General features: G+C 44.0%; 17 protein-coding genes. 5 read left to right on the top strand and 12 right to left on the bottom strand.

The annotated features are described in order from the left end of the window. The first annotated feature begins 69 nt into the window (after positions 1-69). Positions 70-507 (top strand): SsrA-binding protein SmpB, encoded by a 438-nt coding sequence (gene smpB, locus AC59IL_RS07910; protein ID WP_496551564.1) that lies wholly within the window; start codon positions 70-72, stop codon positions 505-507. 488 nt (positions 508-995) lie between these two features. Beyond that, on the top strand, positions 996-1,991 hold the full coding sequence (locus AC59IL_RS07905; RefSeq protein WP_496551563.1) for a hypothetical protein: 996 nt from the start codon (positions 996-998) through the stop codon (positions 1,989-1,991). A gap of 125 nt (positions 1,992-2,116) precedes the next feature. Here AC59IL_RS07905 and AC59IL_RS07900 read toward each other — a convergent pair whose 3' ends face one another. The 6 genes from AC59IL_RS07900 to AC59IL_RS07875 all read right to left on the bottom strand — a co-directional run bounded on the left by AC59IL_RS07900 (position 2,117) and on the right by AC59IL_RS07875 (position 9,985). Beyond that, a complete protein-coding gene (locus AC59IL_RS07900) occupies positions 2,117-2,854 on the bottom strand; it encodes a hypothetical protein (protein WP_496551562.1) in 738 nt (245 codons plus the stop codon). Positions 2,855-3,020: 166 nt separating this feature from the next. Continuing rightward, positions 3,021-5,543: a DNA gyrase/topoisomerase IV subunit A gene (locus AC59IL_RS07895; RefSeq protein WP_496551561.1), complete on the bottom strand. Its 2,523-nt coding sequence runs from the start codon at positions 5,541-5,543 to the stop codon at positions 3,021-3,023. A gap of 122 nt (positions 5,544-5,665) precedes the next feature. Continuing rightward, positions 5,666-6,034, bottom strand: coding sequence for a DUF4260 domain-containing protein (locus AC59IL_RS07890; RefSeq protein WP_496551560.1), 369 nt, complete (start codon positions 6,032-6,034; stop codon positions 5,666-5,668). A gap of 7 nt (positions 6,035-6,041) precedes the next feature. Then, positions 6,042-6,887, bottom strand: a complete 846-nt coding sequence (locus tag AC59IL_RS07885) for a DUF1835 domain-containing protein (RefSeq protein WP_496551559.1) — start codon at positions 6,885-6,887, stop codon at positions 6,042-6,044. Between the two features lie 38 nt (positions 6,888-6,925). After that, complete coding sequence (gene dinD / locus AC59IL_RS07880) at positions 6,926-7,828, bottom strand: DNA damage-inducible protein D (protein WP_496551558.1); 903 nt, start codon at positions 7,826-7,828, stop codon at positions 6,926-6,928. Between the two features lie 249 nt (positions 7,829-8,077). Beyond that, entirely contained in the window at positions 8,078-9,985 is a 1,908-nt protein-coding gene (locus AC59IL_RS07875) for a DNA topoisomerase IV subunit B (RefSeq protein ID WP_496551557.1), read from the bottom strand. Between the two features lie 572 nt (positions 9,986-10,557). Here AC59IL_RS07875 and AC59IL_RS07870 point away from each other — a divergent pair. Together AC59IL_RS07870 and AC59IL_RS07865 are read left to right on the top strand one after the other, a co-directional pair. Next, positions 10,558-10,887: a hypothetical protein gene (locus AC59IL_RS07870; RefSeq protein WP_496551556.1), complete on the top strand. Its 330-nt coding sequence runs from the start codon at positions 10,558-10,560 to the stop codon at positions 10,885-10,887. A gap of 110 nt (positions 10,888-10,997) precedes the next feature. After that, positions 10,998-12,473 (top strand): ATP-binding cassette domain-containing protein, encoded by a 1,476-nt coding sequence (locus tag AC59IL_RS07865; RefSeq protein WP_496551555.1) that lies wholly within the window; start codon positions 10,998-11,000, stop codon positions 12,471-12,473. A 25-nt stretch (positions 12,474-12,498) separates the two neighbouring features. On the opposite strand, the gene AC59IL_RS07860 is transcribed toward AC59IL_RS07865, so the two are convergent. Further along, the gene (locus AC59IL_RS07860; RefSeq protein ID WP_496551554.1) at positions 12,499-14,643 is read right to left on the bottom strand and encodes a M43 family zinc metalloprotease; all 2,145 of its coding nucleotides are present in this window, start codon (positions 14,641-14,643) and stop codon (positions 12,499-12,501) included. Between the two features lie 21 nt (positions 14,644-14,664). Continuing rightward, positions 14,665-14,838, bottom strand: a complete 174-nt coding sequence (locus tag AC59IL_RS07855; RefSeq protein WP_496551553.1) for a hypothetical protein — start codon at positions 14,836-14,838, stop codon at positions 14,665-14,667. A 370-nt stretch (positions 14,839-15,208) separates the two neighbouring features. On the opposite strand from AC59IL_RS07855, the gene AC59IL_RS07850 reads away from it, so the two are divergent. Next, a complete protein-coding gene (locus AC59IL_RS07850) occupies positions 15,209-15,526 on the top strand; it encodes a peptidase associated/transthyretin-like domain-containing protein (RefSeq protein WP_496551552.1) in 318 nt (105 codons plus the stop codon). An 87-nt stretch (positions 15,527-15,613) separates the two neighbouring features. On the opposite strand, the gene lacZ is transcribed toward AC59IL_RS07850, so the two are convergent. From lacZ to AC59IL_RS07830, 4 genes are read right to left on the bottom strand one after another with little or no spacing between them, the layout of a single operon-like run. Continuing rightward, positions 15,614-18,760 carry a beta-galactosidase, LacZ type gene (gene lacZ / locus AC59IL_RS07845; RefSeq protein WP_496551551.1) on the bottom strand — a complete coding sequence of 1,049 codons (3,147 nt, stop codon included), beginning with the start codon at positions 18,758-18,760 and terminating at the stop codon, positions 15,614-15,616. 27 nt (positions 18,761-18,787) lie between these two features. Further along, positions 18,788-20,410, bottom strand: a complete 1,623-nt coding sequence (locus AC59IL_RS07840; RefSeq protein ID WP_496551550.1) for a GxGYxYP domain-containing protein — start codon at positions 20,408-20,410, stop codon at positions 18,788-18,790. Further along, positions 20,400-21,359 carry a BT_3987 domain-containing protein gene (locus tag AC59IL_RS07835; protein ID WP_496551549.1) on the bottom strand — a complete coding sequence of 320 codons (960 nt, stop codon included), beginning with the start codon at positions 21,357-21,359 and terminating at the stop codon, positions 20,400-20,402. Before AC59IL_RS07835 ends, AC59IL_RS07840 begins: the two co-directional genes overlap by 11 nt. A gap of 17 nt (positions 21,360-21,376) precedes the next feature. Further along, on the bottom strand, positions 21,377-23,089 hold the full coding sequence (locus AC59IL_RS07830; protein ID WP_496551548.1) for a RagB/SusD family nutrient uptake outer membrane protein: 1,713 nt from the start codon (positions 23,087-23,089) through the stop codon (positions 21,377-21,379). Positions 23,090-23,092 lie beyond the last annotated feature (3 nt).

Genomic DNA, 23,092 nt, shown 5'->3' with positions numbered 1-23,092 from the left:
TCAAACTTCTTACCGCTGACTTCTGACCTCCGGCTTCGGACTTCAGACTTCGGGTATTACTAAAGAATTATGTCAGAGATCAGGAACCGCTCGGCTTATCACGATTATTTCATCGAAGACAAATACGATGCGGGTATGGTATTGGTCGGAACCGAGGTAAAATCACTGCGGGATGGCCGGGCCAGTTTTAACGACAGCTATTGTTATTTTCATAAGGGCGAGCTATGGATCAAAAGTCTGCATATCGCCGAGTATTCGCATGGCACGGTTAATAACCACGATCCTTTGCGCGAACGGAAACTGCTTTTACAAAAACGGGAGCTGCGAAAGCTGGAGACCAAAATAAAAGAAAAGGGATTTTCAATCGTACCCCTGCGTATGTTCTTCAGTGAAAAGGGGCTGGTTAAAATGGAAATCGGCCTGGGGAAAGGTAAAAAGCAATACGATAAGCGCGAAACGATTAAACAGCGTGATTCGGATCGGGAATTGAAGCGATATTTGAAATAATGAAGTCAGAAGTCAGAAATCGGAAGTCAGAAGAACCCCTGGTGCAGAAACCATACTTCAGACTTCAGACTTCGGACTTCAGACCTCCGACTTCAGACCTCCGACTTCGGACTTCAGATTTCGGGGTTGTGCATAAGAACATTAGTATAAATACGCAGTTTCGACTGATTTCTACCAGTTTACCTACGCAACTACCCGTATTGAAAATTTATTTTCCACAGAGGCTTCCAATTACTCTGAGATTTGAAAACTGCAATATATTTTTGTGGATAACATCACTTATCCTGAAACACAAATAACCCTTGATTCGTATCCATTCTATCAATATCCGTTAGAAAAACACCCCGCTCAGAACAGAACACAAGCCACTACACCGTACAGAAAATACGTTAAGTTGCTATATATAATATGCATACTATTAACGGTTTCAGCTCGTATCAGGAATTTCATTTATTAACTGGCTTGATTTTTTCTATTTAAATTAACATATGTTACGAATTATCTTCGTCCTCTTTTTCCTTATAACCGGGCAGTTTGTTATTTCCCAATCAATTTCCGGTTCGTGGTATGGCAAGGCCGACGTTATAGTACAGGGAGTATATAATAACTATCTCACCGAATTGGTATTGAAACAAAAGGGTAGCGAAGTTGAAGGTGTTTTCGGCTATTACTTTAAAGATACCTACCAAAGCTTTTTTGTACGGGGAACCTACGACAAGGATACCAGATCGGTAAATATTAAAAATTTACCCATGCTGTTCTATCAGTCGCGCAATACCCAAAACGGAGCAGAATGCCTTATGAACTTTGAAGGACTGTTGCGGGTAAGTCAGGTTAAAAGCTCCATGAACGGATCGTTTCAAACCATCGACAAATATAAATACACCTGCCCCGAAATGCGGGTTAATTTTACCCTGGATGTGGCTACCAAAAACCTCGACAGTATGCTAAGCAGCAGCATCGTTGGTAAAAAGTTCTGGATGCCGCAACGTGAAGATGTTGTAGTGAATGCAGGCCCCACTCCTACTGCTACCAAAGTCACCGGCGGAACTGTTACAGGCATCGTTCCAACCAAAATCAGCGACAGCGCCATTGAGGAATACAGCGAGCGCAATCTGATAGCAAAATTTACCAGAAGAAAAATAGTATATACAAAAGACCTTGAAGTTGGCAGCGATTCGGTTCGTGTAAGTTTGTACGACAATGGCGAAATCGACGGCGATACGGTTACCGTTTTTTTGAACGGAAAACCAGTGCTCTCCCACCAGGAGCTTACCGCCCGGGCATTGAACATCTATCTTACGCTCGATAACAGTAAGGATGTTAATGAAATAAGTCTGTTTGCAGAAAACCTGGGTAAAATTCCGCCAAATACCGCTCTGATGGTGGTTACCGACGGCATTACCCGCTTCGAAGTATTTTTGTCAAGCAGCTACACACAAAATGCTACCGTGCGAATAAGGAAACGAATATCGCGACATTAGCGGATGGGTTAATGTATCATCTTATTTTACAGAATTTATGCAAGAGGGGCCCGCAAAGGCCCCTCAATTTTTTTCAGTCCTCCTATTCTTGCATCCGGGTTCACCCCCCGAAAGGTGATCAGGCTTTATTTAATTGAATAATCGGTAAGATTGGTAGTGGTTAAAAACCCAGGCATAATCAGCGGATCGCCTGTGGAAATAGTTTTTATAATACCTATATTCTTTGCCACATAAAAGTCGTAGGTAATGTATGAAAGAATACCAAAACCGGGCATGTCGTACTGCAGTTCAACGCGGGAATGAATAACATCATTATAATTTTTGCCCTCTACTGCCATCGACAATCCCTTTTCGATAATGGAGCCGGGCGTATAAGCCGTAAACCCGTTGCCCTGCCCGGCATTATGTTGCCAGGTATAGCCAACCGATGCTGTATCGTTCAGGTATAAAATATTAAAGCTGAAGCCGGCGCCCTGTGGCGACTGACCTTCGGCGTAGGAATAATAATTATGGTCTTTAATACCAAATAAGGCTTCACTTGCAGGCTGGCCTGTGTTAACACTATTGAAAATAGTATAATCTATTGAGTTTACTGTTTTCTTTGTTCCGGTACTGGTGGTGGTATTTTCAAGATCGTATGAGCCTGTTGTTTTATACTTCCAGTAGCTGTTTTTGGTCATTGGCTGGTAGGTATCGGTTCCGCTATTGCCATTGTTGCCTCCGCTACCACCATTATTATTGCTATTATTGTTATTGCCATAGGTTGTGGTATCAACACTTTTTTCTTTTGAACAGCCGGTGATCAAATAAGAGCAAATTACAATACATAACCAGGGCAGGGATAAGCGCATTTGCAGTTTCATGATAATCTGGGGTTAATGTTTAGGTATAGCGATTAATGTTTAACTGAATTATTAGTAGCATCAACAGTTAGATGTTACAGTTACGGGCAAAAAAATAGGGAGTTTGGCGACGAATCGCCAACTCCCTATGCCTTTATAAAGCAAAGTTAATTAAAAAAGCGGGTTGTTAAAACAATTCCGGTTGTTCGGGATCTTTTTCCTGCTCTTTCATCACCCACTCAAATTCGGTACTCTTTGTAAAATCGGCCAGTTTATTACCTACCGCCTTCCAGCCCATCACTTCTACAAAATCGGCGATTTTAATCTTTTGCGTGCGAACCTGTGCGCCCCTGCCCGATTTGATTTGTATAATGGGTTCGGGATGCGTGGTCACTGCTTCGAGGTAATTGCCATCACCTTCTTTTATCATCATGAACTTGCTACGCAGTGTAGTGGTTTCGATCTTGAACCGTTTTACATTAAACTGTTGCTTATCGTTATCGAGGTAAATAGCCGTTAGTATTTTTTCGGGATTGAATTTTTCAATTTTTATTACTTTTTCTATATCAAACTTCTGTGTTGACTCATGGTCGGTGATCTCGTAATTACCATCTTTATAAGCTACGAGAATTTTATCATCGGGTTGAAAACTTCCCAGGTATTCGCCTTTCGAATCGGAGTTCAAACGGCCAAACTGGTCGTCGAACCAAATTTTACGTCCACCTAAAGTTGAACGGCCGGCCTCTTTAAACTTAACAGCTTTGATGCGAAACTTGGTAACCTGGTTGCCCATGCTGTTACGGCTCTTGATCTCGAGCTCTTCAAAATAAAAATCAAACTCTTTTTTCCTTGCCGAACTGTTGGGGTCAAGAACAATCCGTACCACTTCCGCTTCTCCATTGGAATTGGCCGAGAAATAATGGATTTTACTTTTTTCGGATCCCTTTGTAAGATCATATTCTTTATCGCGGGTAATACCTGTTACATTAAACCGCTTTGCATAGCTAACGCCCGTTTTAGCGTCTACATAAACCATATTATACGTAGTACGCTCATCATTTTTCTGAAAAATGGCAACGTGAATGATATCTTTTCCGATGAAATTCTTCTCAGCCACTTTCACCACTTTCATTTTACCGGAGCGGGTAAATACGATAATATCATCGAGTGAAGAACAATCGGTTACGAATTCATCCTTCTTTAAACCGCTTCCTATAAAACCATCGGCCCGGTTCACATACAGTTTGGTATTGGCAATGGCCACCTGTTTTGCCTGAATGGCCTCAAACAATTTAATTTCTGTTTTGCGCTCGCGGCCTTTTCCATAGCGTTGCAGCAGGCCTTCGTAGTAAGATACGGCAAAATCAACCAGGTTGGCCAGGTCGTGTTTTACCTGCTTAATTTCTTTTTCAAGCCCTTTTATCTGCTCGTTCAGTTCGTCGATATCGAGTCGATAAATACGGCGTACGGGCTTTTCGGTTAGTTTAACAATATCTTCGCGGGTAATATCGCGTTTGAGTTGTTTGCGATACGGCTTAAAGGCTTCAGCAATAGCCTCCAGCACTTTTTCCCAGGTGGCGTATCTTTTCTCAAGCTCTTTATAAATCTTTTCTTCGAAGAATATTTTTTCAAGCGAAGTATAATGCCATTTTTCCTGCAGTTCGGCCAACTTGATTTCGAGCTCGCGTTTCAGCAGGTCTTTTGTTTTTTCGGTCGAAATACGCAACAGCTCATGAACGCTGATGAAAGTAGGTTTTTTATCTACAATCACACAGGCGTTGGGCGAAATGCTTACTTCGCAATCGGTAAAGGCATACAACGCATCGATGGTAATATCAGGCGAAATACCCGAGGCCAGTTCAATAATAATTTCAACTTCGGCAGCGGTATTATCGGTTACTTTTTTGATCTTGATCTTTCCCTGCTCGTTGGCTTTTACAATTGAGTCCATCAACTGGGCAGTAGTAACGCCATAAGGCACGTCGCGAATAGCCAGTGTTTTTTTGTCTACTTCTTCAATGTGCGCTCTTACGCGCACTTTACCACCGCGTTTGCCTTCGTTGTAATTGGTTGTATCAATCATACCGGCGGTCTGAAAATCGGGATAGAGCTCAAATTTCTTACCGCGCAGGTGTTTTATCGATGCTTCAATCAGTTCACAAAAGTTATGGGGTAAAATTTTAGTAGCAAGCCCCACCGCAATGCCTTCGGCCCCATGTGCCAGCAGCAAAGGAAATTTCATGGGCAGCGTTACGGGTTCGTTTTTACGGCCGTCGTAGCTTAATGCCCAGTCGGTGGTTTTGGCATTGAAGGCCACTTCAAGCGCAAAGCGGCTTAAACGTGCTTCAATATAACGGGCTGCTGCGGCATCGTCACCGGTGCGTACATCGCCCCAGTTTCCCTGGGTTTCGATCAGCAGGTCTTTTTGCCCCATGTTTACCAGCGCATCGCCAATGCTGGCGTCGCCATGCGGATGGTACTGCATACTTTGCCCGATGATGTTTGCAACCTTGTTAAAGCGGCCATCATCCATTTCTTTCATAGCGTACAAAATGCGTCGTTGTACGGGTTTCAATCCATCCTCAACAGCAGGTACGGCTCTTTCAAGAATCACATACGAGGCGTAATCGAGGAACCAGGTTTTATACTGACCGCTTACCCCTGTTTCGCTGTGTTGTTGTAAAAAACTATTGTCTTTGCTCTTTGCCATCGCTGGTTTGTGGTTTGTAGTTTGTTGTTTGCGGTTGTTGCTCAGTTTTCACTACTCCTTATCCCATTTAACCACTTCAACATTTAAAATTTATTATTCGTTATTTTTTCATTTCACATTATTCATTTCTTATTCTTCATTTCCTTCCCTATCACTCCCAAATGGGTATTCTGAAAACTATCCGGATATTTCAGTCCATATCCCATCATACGGTCCATACTTGAGTGTCCGAACAAAATGATACCGGTTAGCTGCAACACTTCATTATGAAAATAATATCCGGCAATATATACTGCAATAGCTACTGCTTTATGATGAAAAAAGTTATATACCATTGCTCCGGTGCGTGTATTTGCCAAATATCCCAGCATGCTCAGGTCGGGCGCCAGTATCAGCAGCACATACCACCACCATGCAAAAGATAGCTGACTGAAAAGAAAGATGCTTAACGCAAACATCGCAGCTTCTTCGAGAGCGATCGTTTTTTTCATAGTAAAGCTATTGTGGTGATCCTTCAGTTACAGGTGCAGCCTGTGCCGATTTGCCTTTCACCTCAAAATCTTTCATGCCTTTTAATTCGCCCTGTATATCATACTCCCCTGCGGCCAGCATTTGTTTCAAACGCCACAATACATAGGCATCGCCGGTTGTTTGTTTATTCTTATTCAGAAAATTATGAATGATCTTACTGGCTTTTTGCCAATCGGCGGTAATGTACTTTTTCAGATCTTCATCATAAAAATCATACTCCCGCTGTGTAAGTTTTTTACCGCCTTCGAGCAACCGAACCCCTTTTTCCTCATTCTGTAAACGGGTCCATTCATCGGGGTCAACTTCAAATTCGCTCAGCGTAATAGGACGCGCCAGTTTTTTTGCTTTTAAAAATTCCTTAGGCGGAATATGGCTTAACCATTCGGGATAAAAGATCAATCCTTTTTCATTGATAAAAGGCAGGTTGTTCAGATAAAGAATGTACAACCGTCCCTGAAAATCTTTTAACTGGCTCATGAGCCAATAGTAGCCGCTTACATCGTGTTTGTTCTGGGCGGCCCAGATGTACACGATCTCATCAGAAGTACGCGCCAGCCGCACTATTATATCAACGACGGTCTTCATATCATCTACCTCGCCGGTATCAACCTTTCCATCATAGTCGCCACCGGCCAGCACATCGCGCCACCATTGTTTGCGGGCTTCCATGCCTTCGGTGGTATAAATATCTTTTATTGGTCCAACGGCATAATCGTCTTTAATCTGAATCACATCACCCTGCAGTGTTTCGTCCAATTCAATGGCTTTTTGTAAAACACTCACATCGGGCTCGTTAAAAACAATATGAATCATTTTAATTTGTTTTCTATCTGCGAATTGTAAAGTTGCTGTTATTTATTTCTTTTTTGTGATTTATTCCCTGCCCCTTTCACTTTTTTAACTTCATCATTTTTTCTGTTTGATTTTTTAATACCAGTCAGAATATTCTTTTCTTCTTTTTCCAAACGCCTTTTTGTTTTGTTTATATCTTCCACAGCCGGCAATTCTTCAGGTTTTACGCCACGTTCCAATAACATGTTCCGCACTGCCTGGTTATTCTCAACATGTTCGTCTGAAATAGCCCCTTCTCCCTTCAAATCTTTTTCAATTACATTATGGCTGGTTAATTCTGTTGCAAAATCTTTTCCTTTTATAGTAAGTGTTGGCAGAAAATCAGCCAATGCTCTATTCTCCGGTACCCCTATTTTTCTTTTCATATCATTGGTTGAAAAACCACCAAACAAAGCCTTGTCACCTCTTGAACGAATCATTGCAAAACCTTTGCTATCTACACCCCGTTCATATATAATACCAGATAATTTCTTTTCAGACTTCGATAATTTTTCCCGTGCCATCACCCGCGCCACATCAAGCAGTCGTTGTTCAATGATCTCCTGCTTACGGGTTTGAACTGCGAAATAAGTTTGCGCAAATGCTATTTCAAGTTTAGAAGAATCACCGTTCTGCGCAATCAGGTAGCAGGCATATCTGGTTAAAGCTACATTTTCAATTTCCCGTTTTGCTCCCTTAGCCAGATCGATCATTTCGGTGATATCAACGAAATGATCAGTAATTGCCTCACCTGCATTTTTACAGCCCATTTTCGCCTTATCAATTACTTTCAGGAAATTCCTCCAGTCAGAATAGTTAAACAAAAACTGTAATTCCCTGGCACTCCAGCACTCTACTTCTTTGTACTCATAACAGGCTTGTTCAAATTTTTGAAACAATTCATTGATCAACTCTTTTTTCATATAGCATGCACCACTAATCTTTTATAGCCGCTCCACGTTATTAAAAAAAGTCCTTGTAACCATTTTGTTGAAACCAACAAAATGGTCTGTACCTTACTACTATTATCATTTTGCTGATATCAGCAAAATGATCCAAACGCTTATCCACTCTACATTTCAGCCATTTTGTTGAAACCAACAAAATGGTCTGTTTTTCTTAATTTATCATTTTGTTGAACCCAACGAAATGATCGTTTCTCTGCAATTTCTTTATTTTGTTGCTTCCGCACTTTCCTCTACCAAATCAAGCTCAACACGCAGGTTGTCGATAATGAACTCCTGCCGCTCCTGGGTATTTTTGCCCATATAATATTCAAGCAACTGCTGCACATGGTCGCCCTGTTCTATGATCACAGGCTGCTTGCGCATTTCGGGACCAATAAATCGGGCAAACTCTTCGGGCGATATTTCACCCAATCCTTTAAACCGCGTGATCTCGGGTTTACCGGTGAGCTTCTTTATGGCTGCCTGTTTTTCAGTTTCATCGTAGCAGTATATAGTTTGCTGCTTGTTACGAACACGGAACAACGGCGTTTCGAGTATATATACGTGCCCGTTCTTTACCAGATCGGGGAAGAACTGTAAAAAGAAGGTCATCATCAGCAAACGAATGTGCATTCCATCCACATCGGCATCTGTGGCGATAACGATGTTATTATAGCGCAGTCCTTCGTATCCTTCTTCAATATTCAGCGCATGCTGCAACAGATTGAACTCCTCGTTTTCATACACTACTTTTTTGGTAAGCGAAAAGCAGTTGAGCGGCTTACCGCGCAAACTAAATACAGCCTGCGTTTCAACATTGCGCGATTTGGTAATAGATCCGCTGGCCGAATCACCCTCGGTTATAAATATGGTACTGTCTTTTTGCTTTTCAATAACCGCTTCCTTATCACGACCTGTAGGCTCATCGTTCAGGTGAAAACGGCAGTCGCGCAACTTGCGGTTATGCAGATTGGCTTTTTTGGCGCGTTCATTGGCCAGCTTTTTAATACCGGCCAGCTCCTTGCGTTCGCGTTCGCTTTGTTCAATTCGTTTTTTTAACGAATCGGCCACCGTTGGATTCCGGTGCAGGTAGTTATCGAGCTCTTTTGCCAGAAAATCGGCTACGAAATTTCGCATCGATGGACCGCCTTCGTACACCACCTGCGATCCCAGCTTGGTTTTGGTTTGCGATTCAAAAACCGGTTCCTGCACGCGTACCGAAACAGCGGCGCAAATGCTGGCGCGTATATCGGCCGCATCATAATCTTTTTTATAAAAATCACGCAGGGTTTTTACCACGGCTTCGCGAAAAGCGGCGAGGTGCGTACCACCCTGGGTAGTATACTGTCCGTTTACGAATGAATAGTATTCTTCACCATATTGGTTCTCGTGGGTAAGCGCCACTTCAATGTCTTCGCCTTTGAGGTGAATGATGGGATAGCGCAATTCATCTTCATTGGTTTTGCGCTGCAACAGATCGAGCAACCCGTTTTTACTTACATATTTTTTACCATTGAAGCTGAGTACCAGCCCTGCATTCAGATAACAGTAGTTCCATAACTGGCTGTCGAGGTATTCGTGAATAAAGTGAAAGTTTTTGAATACCGTTTCGTCGGGAATAAATGTTACCAGCGTTCCGTTGCTTTCGCTGGTTTTATTTTCCTTATGTTCTTTTATGAGCACGCCACGTTCGAATTCGGCTGTTTTTTCCCTGCCTTCACGAAAAGCAGTTACTTTAAAGTACGTACTCAGGGCATTAACCGCTTTGGTACCCACCCCGTTCAAACCCACGCTTTTCTGAAACACTTTACTGTCGTACTTGGCGCCCGTGTTAATACGGCTTACTACTTCAACCACCTTACCAAGGGGAATGCCACGGCCAAAATCGCGTATAGTAACCGATTTTTCATTAATAGTAATCTCTACCTGCTTACCATAACCCATGGTATACTCGTCGATACAGTTATCTATCACTTCCTTGATCAATACATAAATACCGTCATCAGGACTTGAACCATCGCCCAGCTTACCGATATACATACCCGGGCGCAGCCGGATGTGTTCACGCCAGTCGAGCGATTTAATGGAGTCTTCGGTATAATCAAACAGGTCGTTTTTTTCTGTCTTTGCCATGTTTATACGGATTCTTCTATGTTCAGTGTTTTAAAAGTACTTAGTTCTGTGTTTCAGCGCTTTACAGGCAGGCCGGAATTAAATGCCTTTTTTTATTATTTAACCGGCTTTTGTACCTCTATTTGGCTTCGTTGTGTCACTCACTTGTACGCCTTATTCGCTGTTCAGCAAGGCGCACAAATCATTAATCTGCTATAAATCAGCCACATACGACTAATTTTTATATAATCTTTTACGCCTGCCATTTGCCAAATCGGGGCACAATCTACAAATCATACACCAAAAACGCCTTAACGGGCAAATATAGCCAAATGACGGCAACCCTTTTTTTGAAGAGTTATTAACGCATGTGGAAAACGGGCCGCAGCGTAAGCATAGGCTGAACAATTCATAAAAGTTCTGCTTTCTTAGGGTTTTCTTAGGGTATTTTCAGGGTTTTATCAGGGTATTTATTTAGCTTAAAGCCTAAGAATAGCCTAATCTAACCCTGATAATTCCCTGAAATATTATATCTTTAACACAACCCTATAGTAAGGTTGGCTATTATTTTTTTTATCTGTAAAACAGTTTTTATGGCAATCAGTGAAAATTTTCTGCTTAAAATGGTTTCGGGCCAGCTTGGCAAACAAGTCGTATTCAGACAATACGGTGATAAAACATTGATATGTAAGTATCCCGATTTGAGTAACCGTATATTCAGCGACAAACAACGCCGAAATCAGGAAACAATGGAGAAAGCTAATGTCGAAGCCAAAACAATTATGGCCGATGAGCAGTTAAGAATGGAAGCGCAGGCACGGCTAAACGTTACAAGCAACAAACTATATACTGCCCTGATAAAGGAATATTTCAGCAAGGTTCGGGCACAGAAAAAGGCACCAGGTAATGATGATAATGTATAGGTTCTATGTCAGGCTGCCATAAATGTGCATTTTCTCCCGACTGAGTCGGGACAAATCTGCACATATTCAAATTAGCATTAAGTTGCAGCCGATTTACAGAAAACATGAGCATGATTCCTGAACTGGCGAAGCTTACCGGCGTTTCGGTAACAACCAATGGCATAAGCATACTGAAGGATATTAATCTTACAATTTATCCGAACGAACAATGGGCTATTATAGGTAAATCGGGCAGCGGTAAAACAACCCTGGCCAATACACTGGCCGGAAAAATATTTCACAGCGGTAACATATCGTTCCATTTGCCCGATCATCCTGCGCATGTGCATGCCCATCGCATTTTACTAATTGAACAACAGCACCATTTTAAAAACCGCTCCAATACCAGCGATTTTTATTACCAGCAACGATATAACTCGGTTAATGCCGAAGATACCATTACCGTGCAGGAAGCCCTGCAGCCGTTTATGACCGCATCATCCAAAAACTGGGTCGATCTGCTGCACCTGACTCCCCTGCTGAACGAACCGCTGATTCAATTATCGAACGGCGAAAACAAAAGACTGCAACTGGCCAAAGCACTGTTCCTTGATCCGGCGGTGTTGATTATGGATAACCCTTTTGTTGGCCTGGATGCAGAAGGCCGGCAAACCCTTCATGGCATTTTCGATACCATTGTAGCCGGCGGTATTTCAATTATACTCATAACGCCGCCCCAGGAATTACCAAAAAGTATAACACACGTGGCCGTGCTTGAAAATGGCAGCCTGGTAAAAGCCGGTAAAAAAGAAGATCTGCAACCGGCCGGGCAGGTATTACATACGACCATACCGGCCGGTATCATCCAAAAACTGAATTCCTATGGAGAGCAGAACCATTTTACCGCAGCCGTAAAAATGGTGAATGTGACCATCAGGTATGGCGATAAAATTATTCTGAGCAACATTAACTGGCAGGTAAAAAAGGGAGAACGCTGGAGCATTTCAGGCCCTAATGGCGCCGGTAAAAGTACCTTACTGAGCCTGATCACGGCCGATAATCCGCAGGCCTATGCCAATGAACTGTATCTGTTCGATCAGCGGCGCGGCAGCGGCGAAAGCATCTGGGACATCAAAAAACGCATTGGTTTTGTGTCGCCCGAACTGCATTTGTATTTCGACCGCGGCACCTCCTGTTTTGATGTAATTGCCTCGGGCCTGTTTGATACTATTGGATTATTCAAACGATTATCGGCCAAACAACAGGAACAGGTTGGCGCCTGGATAAATATTTTACAGCTACAATCGCTGCAGCACCGGCCGCTTTTTCAATTATCGCTCGGTCAACAGCGCATGGTATTACTGGCGCGTGCGCTGGTAAAAAATCCACCGCTTTTAATTCTCGATGAACCCTGTCAGGGGTTAGATGATGATCAGATCGATTATTTTAAGCAACTGCTCAACCAGCTTTGCGAAACCTTCAACACTACGATGTTGTATGTAAGTCATTACAGCAAAGACAGACCTGAATGTATAACCCATGCTGCTTTGCTGCAGGATGGGAAATTAGTTACCAGTTACCTGACACCGGATCCCGGTAACCGGTAACTGGCAACCGGTAACCGGCAACCAGCTACCGCTTAATTACCTTCTGCGTAACCACCTTATCGCCTGTTACTACCTGCACTACATAAACGCCGGCAGGAAAACGCGAGATATCGAAGTAATATGAACCCTGGCCCGCGCTGTTAATGATTTGTGTAGCAACTTTCTGGCCCGAGATGTCGAATATATTGATCGCTTTTACATAAGAAGGATTGGGATAAAATTGTATGGTGATGCCGCCTGTGGTAGGATTAGGCGTGATCATAAACTTTTTATCCTTCAGGTTTTTACTGAGCGTAATGCTATATACGTTGATATCGTCGAGATAAATATTGTTTTCGTTTTCGCTGGTGTTCAAAAATGCAATCATTACCGAATCGTTTATATAACCGGTAAGATTTACCGAATCTTTACGCCATTCACCGGCATTGGGCACAAACGTTGAATCAAAAGCATAGTTGCGCGTGATAAGCGAACTACCCCATTTTTTATACAGGCTTGTATAAGTAGCACCGCAATCCCTGCTTACCAAAACCTCCAGCGTATCGAACGGCACCGAAGATGTCGGACTGCTCGACACGGCTGCCGCTACCTGAAAAGTAAGCCAGGCCGAATCGGCTTCTCCAATTTTTACAACCGGCATGCGCAGGTAATCTTTCTGACCATTTACCAGGTAATTAAGGTTACGTATCATCACACTCGCATTTCCGCTTTTTGAAACATTGGTTACCCTTTCCCAGGTGTACGACTGATCGGGGTTTATGATATCCCATCCTTCGGGCGGAAAGGTAGCAGATTCAAAGCCCTGGGTTACTGGTGGTGAAACCGCCGGTAAATACTGGTAAACTGTTGTAAGCGTATCGTTCGAACTGTTGTCGTCGGTAGTGCCGTTGGGTTTTGATACAATAACGGTAAGGGTATGTTTGCCCTGCGTGGTTGTAAGCGCATTGAGGGTTACGGCAGTTTCAGTGAATGTTACCAGAGAACCCGTCCAGCTGGTAACCGAAGTAGCTGTTCCCCCATCTATACTTGCATAAATTGTAGCTGAGCTAATGGTATTGGCCCCCCGGTTGCGCAGTGTAATAACCGGTGAAAAAGTTGCACTGCATACGCGTTGTATAGGGGTGTTGATGCTTTTGGCCGAAGCATCGAGGGTGAATTCAACAACAGGATCGGCTCCATTCGAGGTAAATAACGAAGACCGGTCGCTACTCAGCGAGGCTTCCATACGCGTTACCTGGTCATTGGTAAACATCACCATACAGGCATCGTCGGTATAGTCCATATAATCTTCATACAAAATGCCGGGCAATGTGTCGGTACACTGGTCTTTCACCGGTGCACCGGGGCAACCGCTGGTAAAGGTGCCCTGGTTGGGGGTATCTTCTACAAAATCGGTTCCGCTACATCCGTTTTCATCGCCCCAGATATGGTACAGGAAAAAATAGTGACCCGTTTCATGCACGAGGGTACGGCCTTTATTGTAGGGCGCTGTACCGCCTGGTAAACTGGTATAGTGAATAACCACACCATCTTCGGCAGCTACGCTGCCGTTGGGAAAAGTGGCATAACCCAGGTACCCCTGCGACAAATTGGTGATCCACACATTAAAAAACCGGTTATGGTCCCACGCATCGGCACCGCCTGAAGCGGTATATTTAACGCTGTTATCGGTTATTGAAAAAGATGAATGGGTAGTGGTTGTACGGGTGATCCCTGTTGCAGGCGCATCATCGGGCGTTCTTTGAGCCAGCTTAAACTGAATATGGGTTTTTGCGAACAGGGGTTTAAAGGCGGCGGGTATCAGGGTTGAATCGGCATTGAGACCGGCATAATCCTGGTTCAACTGATCCAGCTGCGCCTGAATCTGCGCATCCGTTATCAGGGAAGGATTGGTTAGCACAATATGAAATACAACAGGCACATAGGTAATGGAACCCTCGGTACGAAGTATATGGGCCCGGCTTTTTCTTTCAATAACAGCTTGTTGTATGGCCAGTTTTCGCTGTTGAAAAGTTGCCTCGAGGTTAGGATTTCTTTTAAAAGTGTTTTCCATCACCTCAATCACACCGCATCTGCCTGCAGCTTTTTGCTCCTGCGCTCTTAACCAGGTAACGCTGCCCGACATCAACAGGATGCAGGCTGCCAGGCAACGTAAAAATTTTATCATCATACGCTTTGTTAGTACTAAAACCTACGTAATATCGAACAAAAATGTTGGTTCCAGGCAGGAAAAATAGATGTAATGCCCAATTTTATCGGTAAATGACATATTCTCCTGTATCTTTCTGTAAACGTAGTTCTTATAAAAAATAGTATTACCATTTACAGGTTCATGTTTCCCTGCTCTTTCTGTATTAAATTCCATCAGTATTATATAATTATTTTTTCATAATGATTTGTTAACGGCCTTTGCGGCTACCTTTAAATATTATTTCATTTACGCAAAAAATAAACATCAGTCATACACTCAACTACTAACTATATTAAACAACCGAAATTCAGGTGTGTTGAATTAATTCTACAGAAGAAACAAAAATATTTTATGCCATCCCCACCCATAAAAACGTTAAAATAATTTATTATAATCATCGGTTTGTTCTGGCACAGTCCTTGTCATCGCATTCACGTTCTCCTATTCTAACCGTATTATATCTTACCCTTGGCAGGCTACAGTTCTTACAATTCCCGTGTAAAACAAGTTACCATTTTGTTTAACCTATAATTTTTGTTGAGTTATGAAAAATGCCAGGATGAGTTTGGCAGCAATTGCATTTGCTGCCGCCGGATTATTTGCTTTTAGCGGTGTAAAAACAGGTTCTATTAAGGGATTGATCAATCCGGCTGATGGTGCAGTCAGAGCATGGGCACTATCGTCGACCGACACCTTAAGAGCAGATGTGAACAAAGGAACGTTTGTGATTACAGATGCCAAGCCAGGCACTTACCGTGTAATTATTGAAGCCAAGCCTCCTTATAAAAACGCTGCGAAAGACGGTGTAACAGTTACTGATGGCCAGGCTACAGATGTTGGCGAAATTAAACTGGAACAATAGAAGTTTCAGGCAATTGTTAAAGTAAAAAACAAAAGCAGCCATGCACATGCGTGGCTGCTTTTGTTTTTCATGGATTATAGTTGTGCACTATGGGTTATATGGCCTTATGGTGAATGATAAACCGGCGGCGCTGGTTGGTATATAATATTGCGGCAGCGGTGTAGGTCCGCAGCTTGCATTGCCAATGCCCAGTTGCCGGTAATCGAGGCTTAGTATTGTTTCTTTACGCGGCTTCAGCTGATACAAATGGCCGGCTTTGCGCAGATCCTGATCGGTAAAATGAAGTGCCGTGAAATTTAATTTTTCATTGGCCACGATCATAATGCCACAATCATCGGCATTGGTGATCTGCAGCCACCGGGTTTCTTCGCGGTTGCCCATTCCCTGCGGACGCTCATAAGGTTCAGGCATATCAGTAACCGATTTTTTGTATTCGCCAAAAGCCGCCGATTCCTTTCTGTCGGAATAATTCTCATGCGGCCCGCGGCCATACCACCGCACATTTTCAAGTTGTTCATTCAATGTCATACGCAAACCAAGGCGGGGAATATCAAGATCATTTTTACCGGGATTGAAGGTGGCCTTTACGCCAATGGCGCCATCGCCATAAACGGTATATTGAATAGAAACACCTATCCTGAAGCCCGAACGGGTTATCGCATCAGTAACAGTGGTTATTTCAACTGCTTTTTCGTTTACCGCATGAACTTTAAAATCTTTCAGCTCATAAACAAGACTGTCGTACCCTGCTTTTTCCCATTCTATAGCCGGCCCTCTTTCCTTTGTACGGTCATTGTCGAGTGTAGCCCGGTATAAATTAAACAGGGGTCCGTTTTGCGCTCCTTCGATAACTGGCATGGTACCATATGTAAGTTTAGCAATGGTACCGGTATGTTTATCAAAAGCAACCGTAAATGATTTACCATTTATGCTTACTTCGCTGCTGTTATCAACAACAGTAACAGCCGGTATAAAGGCAGTTGAAACAGAAGGCTGCGCAGGAACGGCAAACGGAACCGCCAGCTGTTCCCAGGCTACTTCATGCCCGCTGTTCGCCCAGCACTCGTCGTTTCGCAGCTGAAACGCTACCCTGCACCAATAGTCGGTACCTGCTTTTAAAACAGGTTTCACAAAAGGAATATTGATGATAGCAGAATCACCGGGCGCCAGGTTCAATGGCGGCAATATGCCCGATTGCAATATGCGGCCATCTTCTGCCAGCGACCAGTGCAATTCAAACTGACTGAGATTGGTAAACCCATACCGGTTTGTTATTCTTATTTTTCCATTTAATACATCTTCGGGGGTTATTTTTATATACTGGTATACTTTTTTTACTTCTTCCAGTTCGGGCTTTACTTTTCTGTCGGAAGTAACCAGTCCTTTTATACTGAATGAACCATCGTTTGGCTGGTCGCCAAAATCGCCGCCATAAGCAAAAAACGTGCGGCCCGTGGTATCGCCCGGTATCCCTTTATTAACGCCCTGGTCAACCCACTCCCATATACAACCGCCAATAAGCCGTTTATGCGATTCAATAGCCTGCCAGTATTCTTTCAAATCGCCCACCGCATTGCCCATAGCATGCGCATATTCGCACATAAAAAAGGGTTTGTCAGTACTTTTTCTGCCTTCGGCAATCAGCGTATTTACCGAAGGATACATGCTCGATTCAATATCGGCAATCTCATTGTATCCTTCATAATGAATGGGCCTCGATGAATCAATTGCAAGAATGGCTTTCTTCCCTTCACCAAAATTCAGTCCGCCCCACGACTCATTGCCCATCGACCAAATGATCACCGAGGGATGGTTCTTATCGCGTTGCACCAGGCTTACTTCCCTGTCAACAAAAGCGGCCGTCCATTTGGGATCTTTGGTAAGCATATCCCAGGCGCCATGCGTTTCAACATTGGCCTCATCAATCACATACAATCCATATTCGTCGCACAACCTGTACCATTCAGGATCATTGGGATAGTGGCAGGTTCTTACGGTGTTGATATTGTATTGCTTCATCAATTGTATGTCCCTGATCATGGTTGCCAGCGGAACCGCTTTGCCATACGCAGGGTGCACTTCGTGCCGGTTAACCCCTTTGAGCAAAACGGGTTGTCCGTTCACAAACAGCCGGCTGTCTTTAATTTCCACTTTTCTGAAACCGAATGATGAACAGGTGGTTTCGATCACGTTGCCTTTTTCATCTTTCAATGTGAACACAGCTTTATATAAATGGGGCGTTTCGGCTGTCCATAACAAGGGTTGCGTAACACTACCCTGTCCTTCTATCACGGTTTCTTTATTGGTATTCACTGAAAGCACCTTCATTGATATAAATGGCTTATCGGTTAATTGATGGCCATCGGGACCAAAGAGGGTTACTTCGAGGGTATGCGCACGCGACTTTATTATATCATTGTTGCGGATGGTAGTTTTTATTTTCAGCAGGGCCGAAGTAAAATCAGTAGATAATACCGGCTGCAAAAACAAATCGCGTATTTGCAGCTTAGGGGTGGCATACAGGTATACGCTGCGATGAATACCGCTGAAGCGGAACATATCCTGGTCTTCGAGATAACTGCCATCACACCATTTGTATACTTCCACTGCTACCAGGTTCTTTCCGGGCTTTACATAACGGCTGATATTAAATGCTGCGGGGCCCATGCTGTTCTGACTATAACCCACCTTAATGCCATTGATCCAGATATAGAATGCACTGATAACGCCCTCGAAATGAATAAATACTTCTTTACCGTTCCAATTGTTCGGTATGTCGAAATACCTGCGATAACTGCCCACGGGATTGGGTTCTTTATGATTGGTCCAATCATTATGCTCCTGCCCCATTACACGCGGCGGATCAAGCTTAAAAGGATACGTGATATTCGTATAAATGGGCGTACCGTACCCGTGCATTTCCATGTTTGAAGGTACCGGTATCTGTTTCCATTGCGAAACATCATAATCGGTTTTGTAAAAATCTTCCGGTCTTTCTGAGGGCTGTTTCACCCAATGAAATTTCCAGTTACCGTTTAATGAACAATAGTATGGTGATGCAGCAGCCACGCCACGCAAGGCCTGTTGTACATCTGCATAAGGAATAAAGCTGGCATGAACCGGCTCCTTATTTATACCAATCACCTGTTCATTTTCCCAGTCGCGGGGTTGCGCCTGTACCATGCTACCGGTTATCATTGCAATGATCACCCAAATTGCCTTATAACTTCTCATGTATGTATGCTGATTTTAATTCCTTTGCTAATGCAGATTTGCCTTTATCAGTTTTACAAATGCGTCGGGCGTTACCACCCTTACATTGGTATTGAAGCCTGCGATTACCTTTTGTACCGATGACAGATCTTTCGTCCACACATGCACAAATACCAGGGAATAGCCTGCTGCAATATGCGGGTTGGCCGGCCGGGCATTTACATTGCTTATTACTTCGGTCTCCTCTTCAAGCCCCTGCCATAAATTATCGCGCTGTTCTATAATGGGTTTGCCATTGGCCGAAAATTGTATGGTGCCATGCGGCGCTTCGCCATACCCAGTATAAATCAGGGCCTCAATATTCGGTTGTGCCAGGTATTTATTCCATAGATCCATACGGCCTATGGCGCCCTGATCGAGAATATTACAAACACGAAGACCAGCCGCCCCCATAAGTGCATTCAATTTAACGAGGTAGGCATCCAAACCGGCGGCAGGCATCTGACTGGGATAGGTATAACCGCTGCCACTGGGACCTGCTACAAAATAATCATAGCTGGTACCAGCAGATGCTTTTTCATAATACCACCGCAGCGCTGAAGGAGCGAGATCTGCCAGGGAGGGACTAATGGTATAGCCCATATTAAAGGAACCGCGCACCGGGTTGTTAAAGTAGTTGTTAAGCGACCACAGGTTAAAGGCAATATTATCACCATCGCTGGTCATAAAACATACATAATGAACGTTCTCTTCTGTTACCGGATCGGCTGCCGTATGCTGCTTAAAAGCTGCCGTATCATACACGCTGCAAAGCGGCGCCAGGTTAGCGGCAAGATCGGTGGGCAACATGGGTACTCCCTGCTGCGCGGCATTCGATACCATGGTAAATTCATCCTGACCGTACCCAAAACAAAATGCCCCTGAAGCGAGTCCCTTCAAAACCGTAGTTCGCCAGGATGAATTTCCATCATAAAAAGCAAATGCATTTGTTAATGTAATGTAATCCCTGAGATGATGATTGATTGAAGGACTTTGCTCGGCAGCCAATTGTTTACTGAATGCCGAAGGCGCATTTGCATACAACCATTTTTCGTCCTTTGTACGAACGTCGGCCCTTTGGGTGGTTATTCCCAGCGACCGCACCGTTTTTTCGAGATCGGCTGTTACAGCTATTGCACCCAACGGGCCGCAAACAGATGTGGCCGCCGTTAAGGAGCGGGGGTTCCCGCTCCTGTTGTACAGTACATATCCCTTTACGTTGCTTTTGAAATGCGTTAACAGATCCGTCAATGAAATATAGTTCGTAACGGTGATACCATAATGACTGGTCAAAAAGCCTGTCCATACGGTGGAAGGCCCTCCTTCATCAATATAAACCTGTTCAGATGATGTTTTGGCTACCAGCCCCTGTAAAGTAGCTACCAGCACTTTTTCATCATCCGAAAGCCGGCTGCCTGCAATAACAGCCAGTTTTTTGAGCGGAAATCCTTTGCTATGAATAATACCGGTACTGAGCACCTGCCTGTTTGTAAGGGTATCTAACAACACGGTGTCTTTGCTCGTTGAAGGAGGCGAGGATGTATCGGTACCGGTTGCCATGCTTTTACTTTTAGCACAACTATAGCTCAACACCACTACCAATGCGAGCCTGATACCTGTTTTATAATGCATAAATTTCTGCTATGTTAGTACTGTTAGTGGCCCAAACGCCGGTTACTGTTATTCTGAAATACCGTGCTTCGGAGAATACGGGAAGAAAAAACCTGATCTCTTCCTGCGGTTCTACGATCGGCACCTGAAAGCTTCCGTTATCCGTGTAGTTAATGCCATCGGTACTTATGGCAACGGTCATTGCTTTCGGTTGTCCATGCCCATAAATGGCCCAGTCGCCGCTAAAATCGCGGTCAACGACAGCTACGCCATGGATCGTTTGCGTTTTACCCATATCGATGGTAATATAATGCGGAGGCGCCGGTTCATTACCGGCCCACTGCGATTGCCAGAAGGTATCAAAGTCGCCGTCGATGGCAGCCTTTGCAAGGCCGTTGCCATTTCCTTCGGCAGGTTCCTGGGTGCTGTATCCGGCAATGGTCCATGCGGTACGGTCAAAAACGGGCAGGTCTTTTAAAGCGGGTGAGCGGGTAATTACATAGTAAGTTGTTTTTTGCATATTGCCTGCCTGACCGCCATTTACCTGGTCAATGCTTACGGGCAACAGATAACTTGAAAAAGGCTGTAACTGATCGCCGTTTTTTATGATTAGTTTCAGCGGGGCTGTTGTGGTATTTCCTTTGGTAATTACGCCTGTTGCATCGAGCGAATAATTAACGGCAGGTAAAATACTGTATGAGGTATTGTTTTCCTGGTTAAATGTATTTACCAAAGCGGCATCTACCTTAAAGCTGATGGTGATGTCGTTGCCGGCCGATGAAGCAACCGTGGGGTAATCGGCCCCTATCAGCGAGGCGGTATACAGAATAGTATCGGTTATATCGAAATTGGCGCTTACCGTTTTATTGCCTGCCGGCATATATACCGTGGTATTGCCATCGTTGTTTTTTTTGCAGCCGGCCGCCAGCGCCAATAAAGCGCATATATAGTAAAGTGAGATTGGTTTCATAACTGTGTTTTGATTTGTTAATACCCGGAGTTTTGTCCGTTTACCCAACCGTCGGTTCCCGTTTGCTTTCTGATGGCGGGGTTTTGGTCCAATACATTCTGCGGAATGGGCATCGTGTACATTTTTGGCAAAAAGATGCGGTCACGAATATTGGTACGCGTGTAGGTTAAATTGCCTGTTGTACCGGTGATCACCATACCCGTTTCAGGACGGTTCAATACACCGGGCGACCCATCGGATAGTTTATCGGCAATTTTCCAGCGCAATACATCCCACCAGCGCTTGTCTTCAAAACATAATTCAATGCGGCGTTCCCTGCGTATAATATCACGCAGCTGCGACTGGTTTACGGTTCCGTAAGTAGCATTTATACCGGGCAGCTTGCCTCTTGTACGAACTTTGTCAACAGCGGCCAGCACATTGGCTGTAGGGCCATTCACTTCGTTTTCGGCTTCTGCATAGCTCAGCAATACTTCAGCATAGCGAAAGAACATATAGTTCTGATAACATATACCGCTGAAATAACTACCGGGGTCTATCGTAGGATCAAGCCTTTTGCGGGCATGGTAGCCGGTATGCGTTTTATCGCTTGCATAACCCAGGTCAATTGCATTGTTTCCTCCTATGCGGGTATAAACGGTATAGTCGCGCCAGGGTGCGCCATCATACAGGATCGTTTTGTAAAACCTGTCTTCACGGTTGTCGTACGGGTGCTGCGCGTCGTATCCCGAACCTGCTTCTGTTATCGTTTTGCCATTGGCCATTGAAAAATCATCTACAAGTTCCTGTGTTGGCTGAAAATTGCCCCAGCTTACCTGGGCAGCGACCCCGTTCATAGTCGGTCCCTCTTTGCCGATTATGGTTGAACCCTTATTGGGGCCATACTGGCGGGCAAAGATCGATTCAATGCTGTTGTTGCCGGTAACCAGAAATAATTGGTTAAAATCGCTTACCAGGTCATACACGCCCATGTCGATCACTTTTTTATTGGTAGCTGATGCCGCTTTCCACCTGCTTACATCATTGCCGGGGTTGCGCAAGGTACTTGCCTTAAACAGCTCACACCATCCTTTCAGGGTGAGCGCAGCGCCGCTGGTGGGCCTTCCATAATCTGCAGCGCCATAACTTTGAGGCAACACCCGTGATATCGTGTCCAACTCCTTATCGATGAAATCAAATGTCTCCTGTTCAGTGTTGCGTGGTCTGTAAATGTTATCGCCCTGGGTAACATTATCCAACACATCTGTAATTACCGGTACGCCGCCATAGGCCATCCATAACCAGTGATACAAAACCGCCCGTATAAATCTTGCTTCGGCTATACGTTTGGTTTTATAATCGTCTGCCAATTTTGAGGCTGCTACCTTCTGAATAAATAAATTACATCTTCTTATTTTCTGGTAATTCACTTTCCAGTTCCACATATCCCACGGGCCGGTTGGAACACTGTTAGCGTTTACCTGTGCCGTTGCTATAGAGGCATATCCTTTCATCCAGAGCACGCCTACATCCGAATTATCGGTGTATTGGTCAAGATGTTCGGTTTCGTTGTTGATATCGGGTAGTTGATTGTACACATCATTCAAAAAAAGATCGGCATTGGCTGCAGTTGCCCATACGGCATCATCTGCCAGAAAATCTTTCGGAGCTATATCGAGGTAACTTTTTTTACATCCGAATAAGCCAACGATCGTGAGCACAATGCCTGCATATATATTGAGAACTTTCATATA

The sequence above is a fragment of the Niastella sp. sgz303648 genome, from assembly GCF_059587045.1.
The sequence above is the reverse complement of the archived record's forward strand: the minus strand, read 5'-3'. Positions and strand labels throughout refer to the sequence as shown.

Coding starts and splice junctions, on each gene's coding strand:
- smpB (WP_496551564.1), top strand. CDS start 70: ATGTCAGAGATCAGGAACCGCTCGGCTTATCACGATTATTTCATCGAA.
- AC59IL_RS07905 (WP_496551563.1), top strand. CDS start 996: ATGTTACGAATTATCTTCGTCCTCTTTTTCCTTATAACCGGGCAGTTT.
- AC59IL_RS07900 (WP_496551562.1), bottom strand. CDS start 2,854: ATGAAACTGCAAATGCGCTTATCCCTGCCCTGGTTATGTATTGTAATT.
- AC59IL_RS07895 (WP_496551561.1), bottom strand. CDS start 5,543: ATGGCAAAGAGCAAAGACAATAGTTTTTTACAACAACACAGCGAAACA.
- AC59IL_RS07890 (WP_496551560.1), bottom strand. CDS start 6,034: ATGAAAAAAACGATCGCTCTCGAAGAAGCTGCGATGTTTGCGTTAAGC.
- AC59IL_RS07885 (WP_496551559.1), bottom strand. CDS start 6,887: ATGATTCATATTGTTTTTAACGAGCCCGATGTGAGTGTTTTACAAAAA.
- dinD (WP_496551558.1), bottom strand. CDS start 7,828: ATGAAAAAAGAGTTGATCAATGAATTGTTTCAAAAATTTGAACAAGCC.
- AC59IL_RS07875 (WP_496551557.1), bottom strand. CDS start 9,985: ATGGCAAAGACAGAAAAAAACGACCTGTTTGATTATACCGAAGACTCC.
- AC59IL_RS07870 (WP_496551556.1), top strand. CDS start 10,558: ATGGCAATCAGTGAAAATTTTCTGCTTAAAATGGTTTCGGGCCAGCTT.
- AC59IL_RS07865 (WP_496551555.1), top strand. CDS start 10,998: ATGATTCCTGAACTGGCGAAGCTTACCGGCGTTTCGGTAACAACCAAT.
- AC59IL_RS07860 (WP_496551554.1), bottom strand. CDS start 14,643: ATGATGATAAAATTTTTACGTTGCCTGGCAGCCTGCATCCTGTTGATG.
- AC59IL_RS07855 (WP_496551553.1), bottom strand. CDS start 14,838: ATGGAATTTAATACAGAAAGAGCAGGGAAACATGAACCTGTAAATGGT.
- AC59IL_RS07850 (WP_496551552.1), top strand. CDS start 15,209: ATGAAAAATGCCAGGATGAGTTTGGCAGCAATTGCATTTGCTGCCGCC.
- lacZ (WP_496551551.1), bottom strand. CDS start 18,760: ATGAGAAGTTATAAGGCAATTTGGGTGATCATTGCAATGATAACCGGT.
- AC59IL_RS07840 (WP_496551550.1), bottom strand. CDS start 20,410: ATGCATTATAAAACAGGTATCAGGCTCGCATTGGTAGTGGTGTTGAGC.
- AC59IL_RS07835 (WP_496551549.1), bottom strand. CDS start 21,359: ATGAAACCAATCTCACTTTACTATATATGCGCTTTATTGGCGCTGGCG.
- AC59IL_RS07830 (WP_496551548.1), bottom strand. CDS start 23,089: ATGAAAGTTCTCAATATATATGCAGGCATTGTGCTCACGATCGTTGGC.